Origin of the sequence: Mucilaginibacter sp. PAMC 26640 (assembly GCA_001596135.1) — a bacterium.
Lineage (GTDB): Bacteria > Bacteroidota > Bacteroidia > Sphingobacteriales > Sphingobacteriaceae > Mucilaginibacter.
Map to the genome: position 1 here is coordinate 4,807,407 of CP014773.1, position 17,960 is coordinate 4,825,366.

At 38.0% G+C, this 17,960-nt stretch carries 18 protein-coding genes; 10 read left to right on the forward strand and 8 right to left on the reverse strand.

The features are described from left to right. Positions 1–490 precede the first annotated feature (490 nt). Positions 491–2,107 (forward strand): carboxylesterase, encoded by a 1,617-nt coding sequence (locus tag A0256_20635; GenBank protein AMR33664.1) that lies wholly within the window; start codon positions 491–493, stop codon positions 2,105–2,107. 262 nt (positions 2,108–2,369) lie between these two features. Here A0256_20635 and A0256_20640 read toward each other — a convergent pair whose 3' ends face one another. Next, positions 2,370–3,128 carry a hypothetical protein gene (locus A0256_20640; GenBank protein ID AMR33665.1) on the reverse strand — a complete coding sequence of 253 codons (759 nt, stop codon included), beginning with the start codon at positions 3,126–3,128 and terminating at the stop codon, positions 2,370–2,372. Positions 3,129–3,234: 106 nt separating this feature from the next. Between A0256_20640 and A0256_20645 the strand changes: the two genes are divergently transcribed. From A0256_20645 to A0256_20685, 9 genes are all read left to right on the forward strand, one after another. Further along, positions 3,235–3,882: a hypothetical protein gene (locus A0256_20645; protein ID AMR34636.1), complete on the forward strand. Its 648-nt coding sequence runs from the start codon at positions 3,235–3,237 to the stop codon at positions 3,880–3,882. 306 nt (positions 3,883–4,188) lie between these two features. After that, positions 4,189–5,514: a hypothetical protein gene (locus A0256_20650; protein ID AMR33666.1), complete on the forward strand. Its 1,326-nt coding sequence runs from the start codon at positions 4,189–4,191 to the stop codon at positions 5,512–5,514. A gap of 454 nt (positions 5,515–5,968) precedes the next feature. Beyond that, positions 5,969–6,358 carry a hypothetical protein gene (locus A0256_20655; protein ID AMR33667.1) on the forward strand — a complete coding sequence of 130 codons (390 nt, stop codon included), beginning with the start codon at positions 5,969–5,971 and terminating at the stop codon, positions 6,356–6,358. Continuing rightward, positions 6,334–6,609, forward strand: a complete 276-nt coding sequence (locus tag A0256_20660; protein ID AMR33668.1) for a hypothetical protein — start codon at positions 6,334–6,336, stop codon at positions 6,607–6,609. The genes A0256_20655 and A0256_20660 overlap by 25 nt, the downstream gene beginning before the upstream one ends. A gap of 388 nt (positions 6,610–6,997) precedes the next feature. After that, positions 6,998–7,255 carry a hypothetical protein gene (locus A0256_20665; protein AMR33669.1) on the forward strand — a complete coding sequence of 86 codons (258 nt, stop codon included), beginning with the start codon at positions 6,998–7,000 and terminating at the stop codon, positions 7,253–7,255. A gap of 2 nt (positions 7,256–7,257) precedes the next feature. Then, positions 7,258–7,695 (forward strand): hypothetical protein, encoded by a 438-nt coding sequence (locus tag A0256_20670; GenBank protein ID AMR33670.1) that lies wholly within the window; start codon positions 7,258–7,260, stop codon positions 7,693–7,695. A gap of 69 nt (positions 7,696–7,764) precedes the next feature. Continuing rightward, complete coding sequence (locus A0256_20675) at positions 7,765–7,965, forward strand: hypothetical protein (protein ID AMR33671.1); 201 nt, start codon at positions 7,765–7,767, stop codon at positions 7,963–7,965. 89 nt (positions 7,966–8,054) lie between these two features. Then, positions 8,055–9,272, forward strand: coding sequence for a hypothetical protein (locus A0256_20680; protein ID AMR33672.1), 1,218 nt, complete (start codon positions 8,055–8,057; stop codon positions 9,270–9,272). 2 nt (positions 9,273–9,274) lie between these two features. After that, entirely contained in the window at positions 9,275–9,865 is a 591-nt protein-coding gene (locus tag A0256_20685; protein AMR33673.1) for a hypothetical protein, read from the forward strand. Positions 9,866–9,874: 9 nt separating this feature from the next. On the opposite strand, the gene A0256_20690 is transcribed toward A0256_20685, so the two are convergent. The 7 genes from A0256_20690 to A0256_20720 all read right to left on the reverse strand — a co-directional run bounded on the left by A0256_20690 (position 9,875) and on the right by A0256_20720 (position 17,828). Continuing rightward, complete coding sequence (locus A0256_20690) at positions 9,875–11,152, reverse strand: hypothetical protein (protein ID AMR33674.1); 1,278 nt, start codon at positions 11,150–11,152, stop codon at positions 9,875–9,877. Beyond that, positions 11,091–11,582: a hypothetical protein gene (locus A0256_20695; protein ID AMR33675.1), complete on the reverse strand. Its 492-nt coding sequence runs from the start codon at positions 11,580–11,582 to the stop codon at positions 11,091–11,093. Before A0256_20695 ends, A0256_20690 begins: the two co-directional genes overlap by 62 nt. Beyond that, the gene (locus tag A0256_20700) at positions 11,572–11,772 is read right to left on the reverse strand and encodes a hypothetical protein (protein AMR33676.1); all 201 of its coding nucleotides are present in this window, start codon (positions 11,770–11,772) and stop codon (positions 11,572–11,574) included. The genes A0256_20695 and A0256_20700 overlap by 11 nt, the downstream gene beginning before the upstream one ends. Before the next feature lie 301 nt (positions 11,773–12,073). Then, a complete protein-coding gene (locus tag A0256_20705; protein ID AMR33677.1) occupies positions 12,074–13,834 on the reverse strand; it encodes a hypothetical protein in 1,761 nt (586 codons plus the stop codon). Between the two features lie 236 nt (positions 13,835–14,070). After that, on the reverse strand, positions 14,071–15,552 hold the full coding sequence (locus A0256_20710; protein ID AMR33678.1) for a DNA methyltransferase: 1,482 nt from the start codon (positions 15,550–15,552) through the stop codon (positions 14,071–14,073). Positions 15,553–15,649: 97 nt separating this feature from the next. Further along, the gene (locus A0256_20715) at positions 15,650–16,384 is read right to left on the reverse strand and encodes a hypothetical protein (GenBank protein AMR33679.1); all 735 of its coding nucleotides are present in this window, start codon (positions 16,382–16,384) and stop codon (positions 15,650–15,652) included. Next, entirely contained in the window at positions 16,371–17,828 is a 1,458-nt protein-coding gene (locus A0256_20720) for a hypothetical protein (protein AMR33680.1), read from the reverse strand. Before A0256_20720 ends, A0256_20715 begins: the two co-directional genes overlap by 14 nt. Positions 17,829–17,960: the final 132 nt, after the last annotated feature.

Genomic DNA, 17,960 nt, shown 5'->3' on the forward strand with positions numbered 1-17,960 from the left:
TTCTAAGGCATAAACTGAAGTTGAACTTTAGTGCAACAGATCTCTAATTTGTTGCCCTATAGCATGTGATGGCATTAAGGTCACATTTTTACAGATGATGATGATAAGTGCACCACAATCTTGATATCAATCTCCATAGAACATAAAATCTTCACTAAAACGATCTTCAAAAGCACTTCTACGTCTTCTTTTATTTTAACATGTGAATGAGAAAGAATATCATGGAAACTGCTAAGGACTGCGGATTAATCCTTAAATATTAAAGCAGCTAAACGAGGGCAAAGAGCTGCTGATTATATCCTGGAAGTAAAATACGAAACTTCAAAATTGCAAAGCCCTAAACCGGGTTTTATTCCAAAGATCTACTGGTTTTGATATAATTATTACTTAATCGACTGAGGGATAGGATAATGATCGTTTATTTTACAAAGTTTTAATTATCATTGCGTTATATTTACACATTGCCAATTGTAAACCAAAAACCAACAATATGAGAAAAAAAATTACTTTGTTAACCTTAGCAGTTATGTACCTGCTAAGAACTACGGCATTTAGCCAAAGTGAAGATGCTGTGAAGGCTGGGGAGAATATTGCAGTAACTTCTACCGCATACGGTAAAGTGAAAGGCTATATTCACAATAATATCTTTACGTTTAAAGGTATTCCTTACGCAATGTCTGAGCGATTCACCGCACCACAAAAGCCAAAGCCCTGGACTGATGTTCGTAGTTCAATGACTTATGGCCCCGTTTGTCCAACAGATCCAACTACAAGCGTTAATGATCCATTCGAATTTGCCTTTAATCATAATCTGGGTTATTCAAATGAGCATTGTCAAACGTTGAACATCTGGACGCAGAAATTAAATGACGGTAAGAAACGGCCTGTGATGGTATGGCTTCACGGTGGTGGGTTTACAGCCGGGTCGTCGATTGAATTGCCATCCTACGATGGCGAAAACCTTGCTAAAAAAGGTGACGTTGTCTTAGTTTCGGTAAACCATCGATTGAATGTTTTAGGATTTCTAGATCTTTCAGCCTATGGTGAAAAGTATAAGAATTCAGGTAACGCCGGACTTGCTGATTTAGTTGCAGCTTTGCAATGGGTGAAAGAAAATATTGCCCAATTTGGAGGTGATCCTAATAACGTCACCATCTTCGGACAATCGGGAGGTGGCGGTAAAGTTACCTGCATGATGAATACTCCAAGCGCGAAAGGCTTGTTTCGAAAAGCTATTGTTGAAAGCGGGAGTTATGTAACCTCGTTCTCAGAGAAAACGGTGTCCCAAAGAGTAGCAGCAGCGTTGCTGAATGAACTACACCTTCAGCCTTCCCAGGTAGATTCCCTTCAAAAGATATCTTACGAAACCTTAAACTTAGCTAGTAAAAAAGCAATTGGAAAGGTTAGTGGCGATTTGAAAAAAGAAGGAAAACACGCTCCTGTTGGTTGGAATGCAGTATTGGATGGGGAAATGTTCCCTTACCAACCGGCCGACCCAAAGGCAATGGAACTAGCTAAGACAATACCATTATTGGTAGGAACAACAAAAAATGAGTTTGCCGCCTTCGCACCTACACCGAAGGGTTTAACGATGGATGGCGTAAAAACCACGCTTCAAAAACGATATGGGGCAAATACTGATGCTTTCATAGCCGCTGTAAAGCAAGCCTATCCGAATACCACTAAACCAGCAGGGTATATCGATATAGAATTTGGCTTTCGCTCGTTAGCTATCAAGCAGGCAGATCAGAAATCGGGATTAAAAGGATCCGCACCGGTGTATATGTATCTCTTTACCTGGCAATCGCCTGTAAATGATGGTATGTACAAAGCGATGCATTGTATGGACATTGCTTTCCAGTTTGACAATATCAAACGGTGTGAGGAAATGACCGGCGGAGGTAAAGATGCTTACGCGCTTGCTTCAAAAATAAGCAGTGCCTGGATCAATTTTGCAAAGACAGGGAACCCGAATACGGCAACTTTGCCTGTGTGGCCGGCTTACACATCAACAAACGGTGCTACCATGATATTAGATGTTAAGCCAATAGTTCGCAGCCACCCGGATGCAGCTCTTTTAAAAATTGCCACTGCACCGGCAATTTAACACAGATAATAGGATATTTTGAAATAGAATTCTTCAGTTAAAGTACCATGATAATTTATGGTACTTTAACTTTTGATAATCTGGTTAAAGGCATTGGCTCAAAAAGCAAATTTTGCTTTGGAAAAACTAAACCAGTGGTTTTTAAGTGGAAGAAACTATTTCGTCAAGTTGAATGCCCGGACCGCCGAAGTATTCTGTCGCTAATTGTAATCTTGCTTATTCGAAGCCGTCACCAATTGCGAAATCGATTAAACGATTCCCGTTAAAACAAACCGACAGTCTCCATTACCCTACAAGCTTCCAGCGCGTTAGTCACATTTAATTTGTAAAAAATATTCTGACGGTGTCTGTTCACTGTATTAATACTTAATGTCAAGGTTTCAGCAATCTCTTTACTTCTTTTCCCCTGGCGGATTAATTGCATGATTTCTATTTCCCGGCATGACAATATCTCGGGGGATTTTTCTTCAGCACCGACAATGCTTCCGGTCCTCGTATTAAGAATCAGCCCGTCGGGTGCATCAAAGCCGGGATGGTCAGGTATTAAATTATATAAGCAAAGCGCTAGCCAGATACTGTCGTCGGGTGAACTGCTGATGTAAAGCAAACGATGTTGTAATAAGATAATTTTACCGTCAATGGATCGAGCTCTTAGTTTAGTGATGACTTCATAGACTGAACGATCAGCTATTGCAGTTGTATTGAGTAGCTGAAAATAGCGAAGTTCAAGCTTATACTTTTTTTGCAGATCTCCTGAATGGATCAAACCAAGTAACTCATCTTCCCAAATAGAATTGATTTCAGCCGGTCGACTTACTAAGCCGAGTGAGTCAGCAACTGCGCCATAATAGATATAACTTTTTCTTGCCTTTATATCACTTAGCACACTTATACTGTTGTTAAAACTTGAATATAACTGAGCAATCGTCTTAGCATTATCCAGTAATAATACGTGACCCGAAGATGAATTAAAAGACTGTTTTAATAATTTTATATCCAGCAATTTGCGAAGATGTGTCATATAAGATCATGGTTATAAATCACCATTGAAGGTTTTTCAATTGCCTTATAACTTTACGAACATACAAAAGCGGATGGTTAACTTCGGTCGCCCTAATCATGAAATTATGAAAAAATTATTTTTTACTTTACTATTGTTCTGGAGCATTAATGAAATGAAAGCACAAAGCTTGCAAAAACTAATCTGGTTTAACGAACCGGAACATTGGGAAATTAAGAACAACAGCCTGATCATGCAGGTCACGCCTAAAAGTGATTACTGGCGTATCTCTCATTATGGATTTACTGTTGATGATGCCCCTTTTTACTATGGTAATTATGGCGGCGAATTTGAGGCAAAAGTTAAATTGACAGGAGCCTACAAAGCCCGGTTTGACCAAATGGGTTTAATGGTCCGCACAGACCACGAAAACTATATCAAAACAGGCGTTGAGTTTGTTGATGGCAAATTTAACGTTAGCACTGTAGTGACCCATATCAAAAGCGACTGGAGCGTCACCACGCTCGACAAATCACCTCCGTTTATTTGGATCAAGGTGGTACGCAGATTAGATGCCCTGGAAATCTTTTACTCCCTCGATGATAAAACTTATATCATGACCCGCAACGCGCCACTTAAAGATAACGCACCTGTGATGGTTGGACTAATGGCCGCTTGCCCGGACGGAGATGGCTTTGAAGCTAAATTTGAAAATTTTTCCGTTAAGCATCTGCCAGACCAAAGAAGATTGGAATGGCTGAAAAATCACCAGTAGCCGCTGCTAAAAAGCTTAAATTGATTAACTCAATATAAAAGCATTTGGCTCTTGAAATTTAATTCTGAGGCATAAAAAAAACGCTTTCCTATATAACTAGGAAAGCGTTACTTGTGATCCCATCTGGACTATTACCTTTGTGATCAGTAGACGTTAAAACAATTAATAAAACTCATGTTCATATGTAAATTAGCTATCAACTAGAAAAATCGATAAAACTAAATCAAGCTAGATAAAAATTAATCGACAACAAAAGCGACAACGAATATTATTTTACTTTACATTTGCATTGTCAAACATTACTCCATGGCAATCAAAGACATCAAACCCGTAAAAGTTAATTTTAATCTGCGTGACCAGCTTACTAAAGATAAGGACACCGCTATTCACTGTGTTATTCGATATAATAATTTAAAGGTCGTAATATCCAGTGTAGAAAGTATCAAACCAAAATTTTGGGATGTTGAAAAACAACGCGCTAAGGCATCCAGACAATTTGTTGAGTACCCTGAATTAAACCAGCGGTTAGATGATATAGAATCTATTATTAAATCAGTCTACCGCAATCATATTTCGGAAACAAAAACCTATCCATCTACAGAGCTCTTAAAGAGCAAAGTCAAATTGGAATTGTCGGATAAAACGAAGATTGACAAAACCATAAAGATCACGCTGTTCGGTTTTATCGAGCAATTGATTGAAGACACAAAGTCCGGTAAGCGAACAAATCCAAAGTCAAAGCAACGTTTTGCTGCAGATTCACACAAAGCCTATCAAAATACATTAAGAGCATTGGAGCGTTTTGAAAAGCATACTAAATGTAAAGTGAATTTTGAAGAGATTAACATGGACTTCTACAATGATTTTAAAGACTACATGTTCGAAATTGAAAAAGTCTCAAATAATTATTTCGGGCTACACATTAAAAATATCAAACTGTTCTTAAACGAGGCATTTGAACGAGGCCTCCATACTAACCAGAAACATAATCATAAGCGTTTTCTTAGACTACAAAATGACACTGACAATATTTATTTGAATGCCGCACAATTGGAGATTATAATGAATCTTGACCTCACTAAAAATACGCGATTAGATCGCGTTAGAGACCTTTTTTTAGTTGGATGCTGGACAGGCCTCCGCTTTTCGGATTTCAACGCCATAGGGCCTAAAAACATCTCAGGTGAGTTCATTGAGATAGAAACCCAGAAGACAGGGGAGCAGGTAGTAATTCCAATTCATAATGTAATAAAAAGTATCATGAAAAAGTACTCTGGGCTTACAAAAAATTCCTTACCGCCGTCAATCTCAAATGTTAACATGAATAAGTATTTAAAAGAGTTAGCAAAGGAAGCTGGATTTGATGGAATAGAGCAAATAAGATCATACAAAGGTGGAAGTGTGGTTGTTGGAAATTTACCGATTTACAAACTTGTTTCTACTCATACTGCCAGGAGATCTTTTGCTACTAATATGTATTTAATGAATGTCCCAAGTATAACGATCATGGCGATAACAGGACACCGTACAGAAAAAGCTTTTTTGAAGTATATAAAAATTACACCAAAAGAGCACGCAGTTGGTTTAAAAGAAATTTGGGCAAGGCAAGCTATGAAAGCTTTAGCAAATTAATGGAAGTTATTAGTGGTTGTATGAAGGCTTTATTCAACGACAATGAGTATCGTGCTGCATTCTTATGTAAGACTCGAATAAGTGCCTTAGCGCGAAAAATTCAGGCGAAATGCTTCCCAAGTACAGTAAAGGGCTACTCTTCACGGCGTACGATTCAAATAAAATTTTTAACGCTAAATTTACATTAGGCAGCTATTTTTGCACTATGAAAAAAAGTGTGTACACCGGATTATTTATTGCAATATCTGCCGCCCTGATTTCCTGGGGAGGGGTGGGTCACAAACCTATTGGCACTATTTCAGAAAACCATTTGACACCACAAGCGAAAGCAGGTATCCGCAACTTCATTGGTGATACCGCTATCGCAGCTATCGCTTCCTAGGCTGACCAGGCACGTTCGACACCCGCCTATAAATATACCGGGCCTCGGCATTACCTGGAATTCACCCTTGGCATGAATTACCAGGATTTCACCGCTCATGTGATCACCCTCGATAGCACTAATGTTTACGGGGCTATCCTGAAATGTGAGCGGGACATCAAAAGCCCTACAACCACTACCGCGCAAAAAGCCATTGCGCTTAAATTTCTCGTTCATTTTATCAGCGATTGCCACCAGCCCATGCATTTAAGCAAAGCCAGCGACAGAGGTGCTAATGACTTTCAGATCCAGTTCAACGGCAATGGCTCCAATTTGCACGGCCTTTGGGACAGCAGCCTCATCAATAAAGAAGGTAAGACCTTTGACCAAATGGCAACAGACTATGATATTGCCACACCCGCACAAATCAAACAATGGCAAAGTGATAGCCCGATGAAATGGGTTTCGAAAGTCACCAGATAGCCAGCAAGATATATGACGATATGGACCGAAATGGCAGAAAACCTGATGAAGCCTATTACCAAGCGAAGATCCCGGTAGTCCAGCAGCGTATAGAAATGGCCGGTATCCGCCTAGCAGGCACCCATAATGAACTGTTTAAATACTCCAAGGTCTTCTTCGCTTCCATTGATACTAATCGAATAGTATTATTTATTTCAACCTTAAAAACAATGCTCATTCGCCAATTGTCTTTAAATTATGTGTATATATAATGCCGAAGAATTTGCCCGTTGGACAGTACAAGTAGAAAATTCACCCGGCTTCAAATTCTGTCCCAAATTTCCGCAGATAATAACCCATATTAGAAGGTTAGCCAATGCGGAACAACAAACTGTTTAATTTTATCAAAGTTTAAGCGGATTTGGCAATCATCTTGGACCTTTGTTGCTGCAGCTTGGAGATAACTTCTCCCCTAAAAGCTATCCTCAATTAATAGCATTTCTTGAATCCTTAGATCCAGAAATAAAAGTTAGCCTGGAGGCTCGAAATAAAAACTGGTTTAACGACATTAATTATCGTAGAGCATTATTTAACCTTTTATCTGAACACAATGTTAGTACAGTAATTTCTGACACATCGGGTAGATGAGATTGCGTACACATGGAATTGACCACAACCGATGCTTTTATTCGTTTTGTAGGCAATAACCTCGATGACAGCGATTATAAAAGAATGGATGACTGGGTAGATCGAATAAAGGGTTGGAAAAATCAGGGTTTGAAATCAGTCTGGTTCTTTATGCATCAAAACGATGAAAGACATGTCCCACAGGCGTGTGTTTATTTCATTAATCAACTCAATGCCAAACTTGGAACTTCAATAAAACCACCAATAATTTTAAACACTGAACTTTTCTAACCATGTGCGCACGATTTACATTAGCAGCTTCAGACAAAGAAATTATGCAAGCTTATGCCCTCGGTAAATTATCTGCAGAGTATAGTCAGAACTGGAACATCGCAATTACCGATGAGACTGTGGTTATTACCGCGGACGAACCCGATTATGGCCAGCTTATGCACTTTGGTATAGTGCCTCATTATTCGACTACCGACAAGATGGATTATGATTCATTTAATTCAAGAGATGATAGTTTGTTGAAAAGTAGCTTATGGAAGCCATTGGTGACAAATCACAAAACATGCTTGGTTCTTACAACTGGGTTTTATGAATGGAAGCGCATTCCGGAAGGTAAGAAGATTATTAAAGAGCCTTATCGATTTACAGTTAAAGATCGCCCGCTGTTTGCATTTGCCGGCCTATGGTCCCAATGGGTAAACCCGGTAGACAAATCATGAATCCGTACCTTCTCTATAATAACTACGCAGTCAACCGATCTGGTTAGCGAAATTCATGAAAAGAAGCGCATGCCGGTAATTTTATCTAAAGAAAACGAGTTAGCCTGGCTATCAAAGGATATCTCGTCTGCAGATATGCTTAGCTTATGCCAGCCATTCCCTGATGATCTTATGGATAGATACCAGGTTTCGAGCCGGATCAATTCGACAAATAGAAAGGACAAGCCGAATAATGATGAGGGGTTGGTGTTGGAGGAGAATAGTAAGTAAAAAGGTATTAAGCCCTTTTTATTTGTAAATATATCTCTATTTACATTTTTTTTGTTATATTTGAAAAGGTAATTATACCTTTTTATTGTATGGACAAGCGAGATTTTGCGGATAGTGTGTTAGATGATTTGTTTAGACCTGCAGCCTTTAAGATCAATATTTCTTTGAGTGAGTTGTTTGACAAACGAATTCAAGAACTTGACATCACTAAAACTGCTTCCTTAGAAGTGATGAAAATTGAACGGTTAAGCTTAAATGGTATTCTGGAAGGAACCCAAAGGAGAACTGACTTTTTAAACCTTGCTAAGCTATCTCGTTTTTTAAGAGTGAATAAAGAAGAAGTTGTTCGATTATATATAGATGCACTTCAAAAAAACTTTCCAGAAATCGCAGAGCTTTCAACCAGCTCAATTGAATTTATAAAACTAAACTTTGATTTAGCTGCACTTAGAAGCGCTGGAGTTATAGATTCTATTAGTGACTTTCAAAGTATAGAACAGTCTTTAACTAATCACTTTGGGCTTAAGTCCATATTTGATTTCCGTGTATCAGATGTTAGACCCGCGTTTAGTGCAGCAAAAGGTGAGGTGAAAAATAGAGGTTCACGTATATTTTGGCTTGAAAGTGCAATTGATAAATGTAAACTTATAAATAACCCTTACGACTACGATAGAAAGGGACTAATCGACTATTTTTCGCAAATTAGATGGCATTCTCTTAATGTTGAGGAAGGACTAATTAGTATTATTAAAGATCTCTTTAAATTAGGGATTACGGTTATTTATCAGCCCACTATGGCTGACCTGAAACTTAAGGGAGCCACTTTCTCTGTTAACAACAAACCCTGCGTCGTAATATCTAACTATAGAGGATTTTATACAACATTGTGGTTCACCCTCTTACACGAACTTTTTCATGTAATTTTTGATTGGGAAGAAATAGTTGTGGGCCAATATCACTTATCTGAGGAAAAGCCAGATAGTCTTACAGTTAGGGAAAAAGAAATTGAAGCTGACTATTTTGCTCGGGAATACCTTCTTCCAAAGTCAAAATACGAGGTCATTAGGCCTCACATTATAGATCCTGATTATGTTGAGAAGTTTGCGAGAGATCATCATTTTCACCATAGCTTTATATACACCTTTTATGCGCTTGATCGCGGTGAGTCTAATAGATCAGCATGGGCTAAGGCGAATAAAATGAATCCAAATTTCGAACCATTGCTTTGTCAAATAGGTAGCGATTGGAAACAAAAACTGAGCAATATTGAATGGATAACAAGTAAAAGAGATATCTTATATAACTGATTATGAAAGAAAAAAACAAAGCACAATTAAATTTAGACGCACGAAAACAAAGAATAGAGGAATCGCGGCAAGATTTACAGCAATGGTTGCTTAAAGGTCCTGATGGCCGGATCTTAGACAAAGGTTCGGATAGAAGCTTAGATAGAGATAATTTAAAGCATCGTTTACTTGGAGGCGGCGAATTTTCAATTGCGGAAATTAAAAAGGTATTATCTGAAAATATTCAGAATCACCCACCACAATTTGTGTCAGATTTTTACATTGAGATTTTTAGGCTTTTACGATTAGACGGAAATCCACGAGATTTTATTAAACCAAAAGAAGTGGCTGATTTTACTAATCAAGTTATTTATAGCCGATTTAATAAAGAAGTTCTACCTACTATACAAGCTATGAATAAATATGTTGGTTACTGCATTAGGCTTAATAAAAATTACCAATATTTAAACAATGAAGGGGTAAAACAACTACGTGTTTATATAGATCAAGCTATAGAAACCATGAAGGAATCTACGACCCATTATCAGTTTAGACAAAGCATGTTTAAGAAATATAATTTACCTTACCAAGTTGACCTATTTCCTAATATTTAATAACTTAATTCATAGTAACAAACCTTTAACTACTAATACGTCTTCCAAATTTGTTGTAAACTTCTTGCTTAAATACCCCTGACGCATCCGCCAGGGCTGATCATAACCCATTGCTGCAAAACGAACTGTATCTTTTCCCATGAGGTGGTTCATTTTGTCCGCGATCTTGGTCACATTCAACATTTTCGCCCGTTTATCCATATCTTCCAGCAGATACATCTGCCTGGCGCTTTCAGGTGTGAACTTCGTTAGAAATATGCCGACCTTCTGATAAGGATAACCCGGGCGGTATATCCTTTTTAAGCACTGCACAGCGTACTTCAATAGCTCCTGGGTAATGTTCGTAGGAATTGCAAGATCCATGGTGTGAGCCGCGCTTTTAAGTTTGTGAACCACCTCGAACTGGCTTGTGTGTAAGAATACCTGCAGCTGGCCACATAGTGATCCTTGGGCCCGCAGCTTTGGGGCAGAGTTCTGAACGAAGGCACACAGCGCATCTTCAATAACCTGGTAGTCGTCGGTTTTTTGACCAAAGCTTCGCCCGGTACAAATGCCTTTTTTATCCGGTGGCAGGTATTCCATACTCAATACTGATTTCCCATTCAGCTCATACCATGTGCGTAGCCCGGTTATTGTAAAGCGCTTATTGATGTACTCGTAATCGTTTATTGCAGCGAAGTCCTTAGCCTTATTGACACCAATCTTGATAAGCTTTGCCGCATTCTTAGGCCCGATTCCCCAAACATCCTCGATGGGCATATTTTCCATGGCAAAATCAGTTCGGCCCCGGTCATCCAATACACATACGCCGGTATTTTTGAAGTACTTCTTTGCGCAACGGTTCGCCACCTTGGCCAGTGTACGTGTCGGCGCTATGCCGATACACACCGGTATGCCTGTCTGCTGCAGAATCCTTTCCCGCAATAAATTGGCCATGGCCTCCAGATCATGGGCATGAAACATTTTAAGGTCAACGAAGCTTTCATCGATGCTGTATATCTCCATCTCCGGCCACATTTCACAAACAATGCCGGTGACCCTGCGCATCATATCCTGGTAGAGCGTATAATTTGATGAACGGAACCATAACTTACCTTCGTCAACAAGTTTTTCCAGTTCAAAATACGGAGTGCCCATTTTTACACCAAGATCTTTGGCTTCCTGACTGCGGGCAATCGCACATCCGTCGTTATTGCTAAGAACTACGCCGGCTTTACCGCGTAGCTCAGGCTGAAATACTCGTTCGCACGATACGTAGAAGTTGTTGCAATCGATTAACGCGTACATTGTTCTGTCTTCTTTGGTTGAGGACAGTATGCGGGATAACTCCTTCAATTGTAAAGCGATCGTATTCATTTACCAGGTGTGGGGCGTATTTTGGGTTATCGGGCATTAGGTATTTTCGTCCTTCGAATTCCATGTAACATGCCAGTACATACTCATCATTAAGTACTCCGATGATAATGTCGCCATTTACGGGTTTTAAGCTTTTGTCTACAACCAACAGATCTTCACTTTCGATACCCGAGTACTCTAGACAGTCACCATCAACTTTGATGTAGTAAACCGCATGCGGGTGGTTGCTGACATAAGTATCCAGGCTGATTCGTTCCTCCTCGTAGTCAGTACCAGGGCTTTCAAATGCTGCATGAACCCAAAAGCCGGCAAGTGGTCGGCCGGGGTGTATCTCACCTTTTTTATACCGCTTAACTACCATGATTAAAAAGAAAGTTGATCGTCAGGTTAGTTGCCACCTTTATTGAGTATTGCTCAACACTAGAATTGCAATTACCGCTTACAAAATCCACTTTGCTTCCCAAAGCTTCTCCTAATGCAATAAATTCACCATCTGTCAGGCCGCTTTTTAGTTGGTGGTTAAGTTTTATGATTTCTGCTTTGCTTTCCATAATGCAAAGTTATGCTAAAATAATTAGCAAAAACAAGGTGCTGTTCAGAAAGAACTAAACTTTTATTATATGCCAAAAGCGTAATGGTTAACTATTCCCTCGGTAGTCCTATTTTTGCTAAATTCCAGCAAATGGCGGATGTATTATTGATCAGATCTGAAGTCATCCACCTTTCGACTTTGAATACCAACCGGACTTTGGCAACTTTTTAAAATGTTTGGCATAATCATTCATCTAGTGAAAGTCAATTTGAGATAACTCTGATTTAACGCCTCTGTTTTATTAAGCAACTTTTATTCAACTACCATGTACGGTGTTCATCTGATGGTAGTTGCGGAGCAATGGAACGTAACCATTCAGCAGTTATTTTACTTTCAAAAAGGCGTTTCCAAATGTTAGGATTGTATGATAATTTGGTAAGGAAATATTCTGTCTCATGTTCCGGTAGATATTTTTCAATCAATTCAAGTGTCCATTTAGTAGAGGTGTTTTCTGCAACATCTATCCAATGAAGGTCATTTTTAAGTTCATCTATTAAGTAGGCATTCCACTCTACTGCTGTGTTGCCAGAAATTGATTTAAAGCTATAATTGCCCTTGAACCACCATCTATTACGATAACGCAAAATTAGATGCTCCGTAAATACCACGCCAGTATTTCCTGACAAGGCCTTAAAATTTAACCATTCTTCATTTGCAATAATAAATTGAGGTGTCCATGGGAAAGTTGTATTCAAACTAAATTGCTCTGCGTTTACCACCAGTTTTGATCTATGAATATCAAACATTTTCATTGTCCATTTAATAGTAGCGTTAGCTGCCACTCCTTTCCAATCTAAAATATCATGAAACGCAATTAATTGTTCAGGTGTTAAGAATGTCTGCCTGCAAAAAATATAGAATTGCCACGTTTTTAATGATTGAACGGTTAGTAGCGTCTCCCTTGTCCACTCAATTTCAGGATAACCAAGTACTGTCCAAAATTCAATTTCAGGTGCTCGTCTAATCAATTCATCTTCAGTCCACACATAACTAAGGTTAATATAATCCTGGGTTGCCTGCGAGTGATTTGATGGGTTAGGAGTTGGTTGCAGGTCTGCAAATACTTTGTAGATAAAAAATCGCTCGTTATGGTTACGATTAATATCTGAATACTGAGAATAACGACTTTTCAACTCTTCGTACCTTTTTTGAAGATCTGGAAATTCCAATAATTCATTAAGAGATAAAAAAATCATTTCATTGCCAGGGAAATGGGTACCTAAGCTGTGGGAAGCTTTAAATAGAGGTTTACTAAACTCTCTAATTAATTCCGCTGTCCATATTGTTTTAGTGGCATATTGAATTTGCGAAAAGTTCACTTTATTTCTATAAGCTACCAATGTAACCGCATCCCATGTATATTGCTTGGCCAACTGGCGTAAAAGAATTATAGGATATCGCTGACAGAATTCTTTTAAGGAAGCCGCATATTGAGGATATATCAGGGGCTGAGATCTTACCGATTCCTCATATATTTCTTCTGGAACAATGCCGCATTCGTATGCAGCAACAAGTTCTAAATCCAAATGGTCATTAGCAGCGACTATCTCGGAAGGTGGATTCTGCATTAGATAATCTTGTATATCAAATACCGAATTTGCTGACAGAAGCAGGGTGTTAAATGCTTCAAAATAATAGGAAGCCGTTTTCTCGTCTTCTATTTTTATTAAATTTTCTTGGTTACTAGTTTCCGCAGCGTAGGTCCAATTGTAAGAGCCAGTGAAGACAGCATTGTTATCTATAATGCAAAACTTATTGTGCATTAATCTCTTACCCTTTGAAAAGTGAAATATTACACCGGAATCGATCAAACGCTGAAAAGCTAAACCACCAGGCCGATTGTTCATACGGTCGTTTATTATCAGCAAAATTACCTGGACGTCTCGACGGGCTGCCCTTAAAATGCTTGCAAATAACCGCTCGTTATTAAACCAGGCAACAGCTATAACCACTTTTTGGGAAGCAATTTCAAGAGCTGAAATCAGTGCAGATTCAATATTATTAAAGTAGGGAGTAAGCATAAAATTATGATTGACTTGGTTTGCAATTTATTACATAGTAAAACAGTATGGATAAAATGCTAAATGAGTTATAGCACTTTGATTTATCTATACGGTAGCCGCCAAACTATTTAAAATAATGTCCCCATATTGCAGATACAATTCATGACAAGTGCTAAGTCTTGTCTGAATGCAATCAATATCTTCCCTTTAATCCAGCCATAATATATAACCAAATTGAAGCATTTATAAATTAGTTACCTCAACTGCTTTATTATCGACCTAAAATTCTCCAAACCTGCTTCCAAGTTTTCCATAATATCTAACGCTAATACGTCCGGATCAGGCAGGTTGTCCAAATCAGCAAGTGATTTATCTTTTAGCCAGGTTATATCTAAACTGGTTTTATCCCGGCTTACAATCTCATCATAAGCAAACTTCCTCCAACGGCCTTCCGGGTTAGTTTCTGCATTGAAGGTTTCTTTACGCGTGTGTCGATTACCCGGTTGATAACAGTTGATGAAGTCTTGCAGATCATCAAGCTTTAACGGGTTCTTTTTAAGCGTGTGGTGAACGTTAGTACGATAATCGTAATACCATATCTCTTTTGTCCATGGGTCTTTCGCTGATGGCTTAGCATCAAAGAAAACCACATTTGCCTTTACACCGTTTGCATAAAATATACCCGTAGGCAAACGTAGGATAGTATGTAAATCGGTTGTCTCTAAGATCTTCTTCCGTACTAACTCGCCTGCACCGCCCTCAAACAAAACATTGTCCGGCAGTACTACTGCTGCCAAACCTGTTGTTTTAAGCATAGTGCGTATATGCTGCACAAAATTAAGCTGCTTGTTACTGGTAGTTGCAAAGAAGTCTTGACGGTTATAAGTTAAGTCTTCTTTTTCCTGCTCGCCCTCTTCATTAGTAAATGTTTGGCTGCTTTTTTTACCGAATGGTGGATTAGCTAGTACATAATCGTAAGTAGTGCTACTTTGGGCTATTAGCGAATCCGCTGGCGAAATGTTATTATCGCTGTCGATATCTCCAATGTTGTGTAGAAACAAGTTCATGAGGGCCATTCTACGGGTACCCGCAACAATCTCGTTTCCAAAAAACGTGTTATATTTCAAAAAGCGCTTTTGTTCTTTATCAAGTTTGTGGTTTTTTTCGTTGGCAATAAAATCATATGCCGACAAAAAGAATCCTCCGGTGCCGCATGCAGGGTCAGCAATAGTTTTACCTGGCTCGGGGCGAATACAAGCCACCATAGCACTTATCAATGCTCGAGGGGTAAAGTACTGCCCCGCACCACTTTTGGTGTCCTCTGCGTTCTTCTCAAGCAGTCCCTCGTATATGTCGCCTTTAACGTCAGTATCCATCATTACCCAGTTTTCACGATGGATCATGTCGATAAGCTTAAACAGCTTCGCTGGATCTTGTATTTTATTTTGGCTTTTAGTAAAAATTTGACCTAAAACACCTTTTTGCTGGCCTAATTCACGCAGTAAAACGGAGTAATGTAATTCGAGTTCCGCACCTCTCTTTGAGGTTAAGCTCTCCCAACTGAATTCTTTGGGAATTGGCAATGGGCGGTTATATGGGGGCTTACTGTACTCATCAGCCATTTTTAAAAACAGAAGATAAGTAAGCTGCTCCAGATAATCTCCATAACTAACACCATCGTCGCGAAGTGTATTACAAAAGGACCAGACTTTGGATATTATTGCGGATGAGGTCATAAAGAATTTAAAAAATGCTGTGAGTTTGCTAGTATGTCTATAGATATTGATTGCCAATAATTAATTCCATATCGCCGCTTCAAATCTGATGACTTTGTTAGTAAAAGAGTTTGATATACATAGGATTTATTGTCCCCGTAAGTATGCGTTTTACAGCTTTAATATCGGTCTTAATGTCAGAGACTAATTTGGGAATACCATAAGAGTACAATTGACATAAATTAAGTTTTGTAAAATGCGAGTTCATTACACTAAAAAGATCGGTGTTTATTAAAGCACCATTGTTATTTATAGAAAAAGTGATCACTGGATTTACTCCTGAAAATTGTAGGTTACAAAATAAAAATCTAACATTGGGAATAATATCGTTGTATAAATGAATAAATAATCTATTATTATCTTGCCGCCAAAATCTATTTTTTATAGCATTGCAATTAGAGCAGCAAGGGAATAAATTTTTGGCTAAAACTCCGAACTCCGAATATTCTTCAATAGGAATATAATGATCTATTGTGGATGTCAAAAAATACAAACAATAAGCACAGGTTGTTTGAAAGTCAACGCTTTGTGCATTGTAAATTCGTTTCATTAAATCATCCCTTGCTTTGGTTTTTATATCATAACAACCTTTTAAGGCATCCGAGTCGGGTGTTACATAAGTCGATGTAGGTAAATTAACTACATTGTTGAAATTAGTTAAGTAGTCATTAAAGTCAATATTTATTCTCTGCCTTAGATTTACCAATCTTGTTTTTGTTGGTTCATGCTTAGAGTTAACAATTAAATCAAATTCATTAATTTCAGTACAATTAATGTAGTTAAGATTTTTCATTTCTGTTAATTTGAACAAGTGCGGCTAAGTACAATTGAGCGTTAAAACTTAATTTGTCATCGAAAAAATAATTAATGGCTTCTAAAGAATCAAAACCTTCATTTACCATTTTTTCGAGATAAATTTTGTAAAGTTCTTTAACATCTACGGTTCCAAAAGCTATACTAGTTATTTCAGAAATATTTTCACCAAAGCTCTCCATTGCAAGTCTCTTAATAATAGGTAAATTACCATGCCGTTCAAATACTGATATATACTTAGATGGAACATCTTGAATAATTATTGGAGAATGTGTTGAAATGATTGCATATGACTCATACATGGACAATATATTATAAAACCCATTCATTAGTTGCGCTATAGCACTTGGATGCAAGTGGGTTTCGGGCTCATCAAAAAGAATTAGGGTCTTGTCTTGGATCGTTGCAATAAGTTCTGTTAAAATAAAAAGTAAAATACTTTGACCGGAGCTTAATCGTTTGGCCTTTTCATAAGATATACTACTGACCCATTCCTTATTCAGGTCATTTGCTGTTGATAAACCTAAGTCCTTTAATGGTATGATCTCGTTAATTATTTCATACCATTGATCATCCCGATTATCGTCGATAATAGCAAATAAGGCTGCTCGCAATTTTTGCCCTAACTTTTCGTCGCTTACAATATCTTCCTCACCTGCTCGTAATCCAATATATCTATAATTAAATACTGTTGAATTGGGCGGCTTAGGAAAGTCGTCAAATAAACTATAAGAGATAGCTATTACTTTACTAAATAGCGGGTAGTGTGGCAGAAAGCCTTGCTTATTTTTTACCCCACTGATTGATTTTACCATTCCTCCTAAATAGGACGTTTTACCCGTACCGTTTTTTCCTATTAAAACATTAATTCGGTATGGCAAGTGTTCAGTTTTGTTGAAATTAAAATTAACTTTATGTTTATCTGATGCACCTTCCAACTGGACCTCATAACTAAATTCAATATCGTCGGTGATTGTACGTAAATCGTATAAAAGCAAATTTTTAGCCTCTTTGAAAGCAATTTCTGCGGAACCAAATCTAAGAAGCGCAGTCTGAAACCCTTCAATTCCTTCAAAGGTTTTAGCAATATCATCATCAAATGCGACATCATTTAATGCTTCAAGGACCTCTTCAAAATTTGAAGGACAATATTTTTTTATGTTTTCATAATATTCCATCGACTGTCCTAATGAACAATAGTTAGGTGGCAACTTGTCAAATTGCTTTGGTAATACAGTCTCTTTTGTGCTATCGTCCAAAATCTTAATTGTCCCCAAGTGAAGATAATTGGTTTGAGCTGAATGAAGATATACGTTAAATGAAACCTTGTGATGGTAATCGTCCCAATTATCCTTAGTCAACTGAATAGAGGGAAATCTAACATTATTTGTTTCTGTAAAAAACGTCATTTGAACTTTCTTCATGACTTACAAATTGTAAAATTCTGATAACAAACGATTAAACATCTTTTGTTCTTTAAGATTAACTTGATTGTTGTAATAAAAGCTTATTTGCAGTCGCCCCTAAAAGCCTCTAAATATTGAACAATAATTTAT

Coding starts and splice junctions, on each gene's coding strand:
- A0256_20635 (AMR33664.1), top strand. CDS start 491: ATGAGAAAAAAAATTACTTTGTTAACCTTAGCAGTTATGTACCTGCTA.
- A0256_20700 (AMR33676.1), bottom strand. CDS start 11,772: ATGGAAAGCAAAGCAGAAATCATAAAACTTAACCACCAACTAAAAAGC.
- A0256_20675 (AMR33671.1), top strand. CDS start 7,765: ATGCCGGTAATTTTATCTAAAGAAAACGAGTTAGCCTGGCTATCAAAG.
- A0256_20680 (AMR33672.1), top strand. CDS start 8,055: ATGGACAAGCGAGATTTTGCGGATAGTGTGTTAGATGATTTGTTTAGA.
- A0256_20665 (AMR33669.1), top strand. CDS start 6,998: ATGGAATTGACCACAACCGATGCTTTTATTCGTTTTGTAGGCAATAAC.
- A0256_20720 (AMR33680.1), bottom strand. CDS start 17,828: ATGAAGAAAGTTCAAATGACGTTTTTTACAGAAACAAATAATGTTAGA.
- A0256_20710 (AMR33678.1), bottom strand. CDS start 15,552: ATGACCTCATCCGCAATAATATCCAAAGTCTGGTCCTTTTGTAATACA.
- A0256_20705 (AMR33677.1), bottom strand. CDS start 13,834: ATGCTTACTCCCTACTTTAATAATATTGAATCTGCACTGATTTCAGCT.
- A0256_20660 (AMR33668.1), top strand. CDS start 6,334: ATGGGTTTCGAAAGTCACCAGATAGCCAGCAAGATATATGACGATATG.
- A0256_20650 (AMR33666.1), top strand. CDS start 4,189: ATGGCAATCAAAGACATCAAACCCGTAAAAGTTAATTTTAATCTGCGT.
- A0256_20645 (AMR34636.1), top strand. CDS start 3,235: ATGAAAAAATTATTTTTTACTTTACTATTGTTCTGGAGCATTAATGAA.
- A0256_20655 (AMR33667.1), top strand. CDS start 5,969: ATGAATTACCAGGATTTCACCGCTCATGTGATCACCCTCGATAGCACT.
- A0256_20640 (AMR33665.1), bottom strand. CDS start 3,128: ATGACACATCTTCGCAAATTGCTGGATATAAAATTATTAAAACAGTCT.
- A0256_20690 (AMR33674.1), bottom strand. CDS start 11,152: ATGTACGCGTTAATCGATTGCAACAACTTCTACGTATCGTGCGAACGA.
- A0256_20670 (AMR33670.1), top strand. CDS start 7,258: ATGTGCGCACGATTTACATTAGCAGCTTCAGACAAAGAAATTATGCAA.
- A0256_20695 (AMR33675.1), bottom strand. CDS start 11,582: ATGGTAGTTAAGCGGTATAAAAAAGGTGAGATACACCCCGGCCGACCA.
- A0256_20685 (AMR33673.1), top strand. CDS start 9,275: ATGAAAGAAAAAAACAAAGCACAATTAAATTTAGACGCACGAAAACAA.
- A0256_20715 (AMR33679.1), bottom strand. CDS start 16,384: ATGAAAAATCTTAACTACATTAATTGTACTGAAATTAATGAATTTGAT.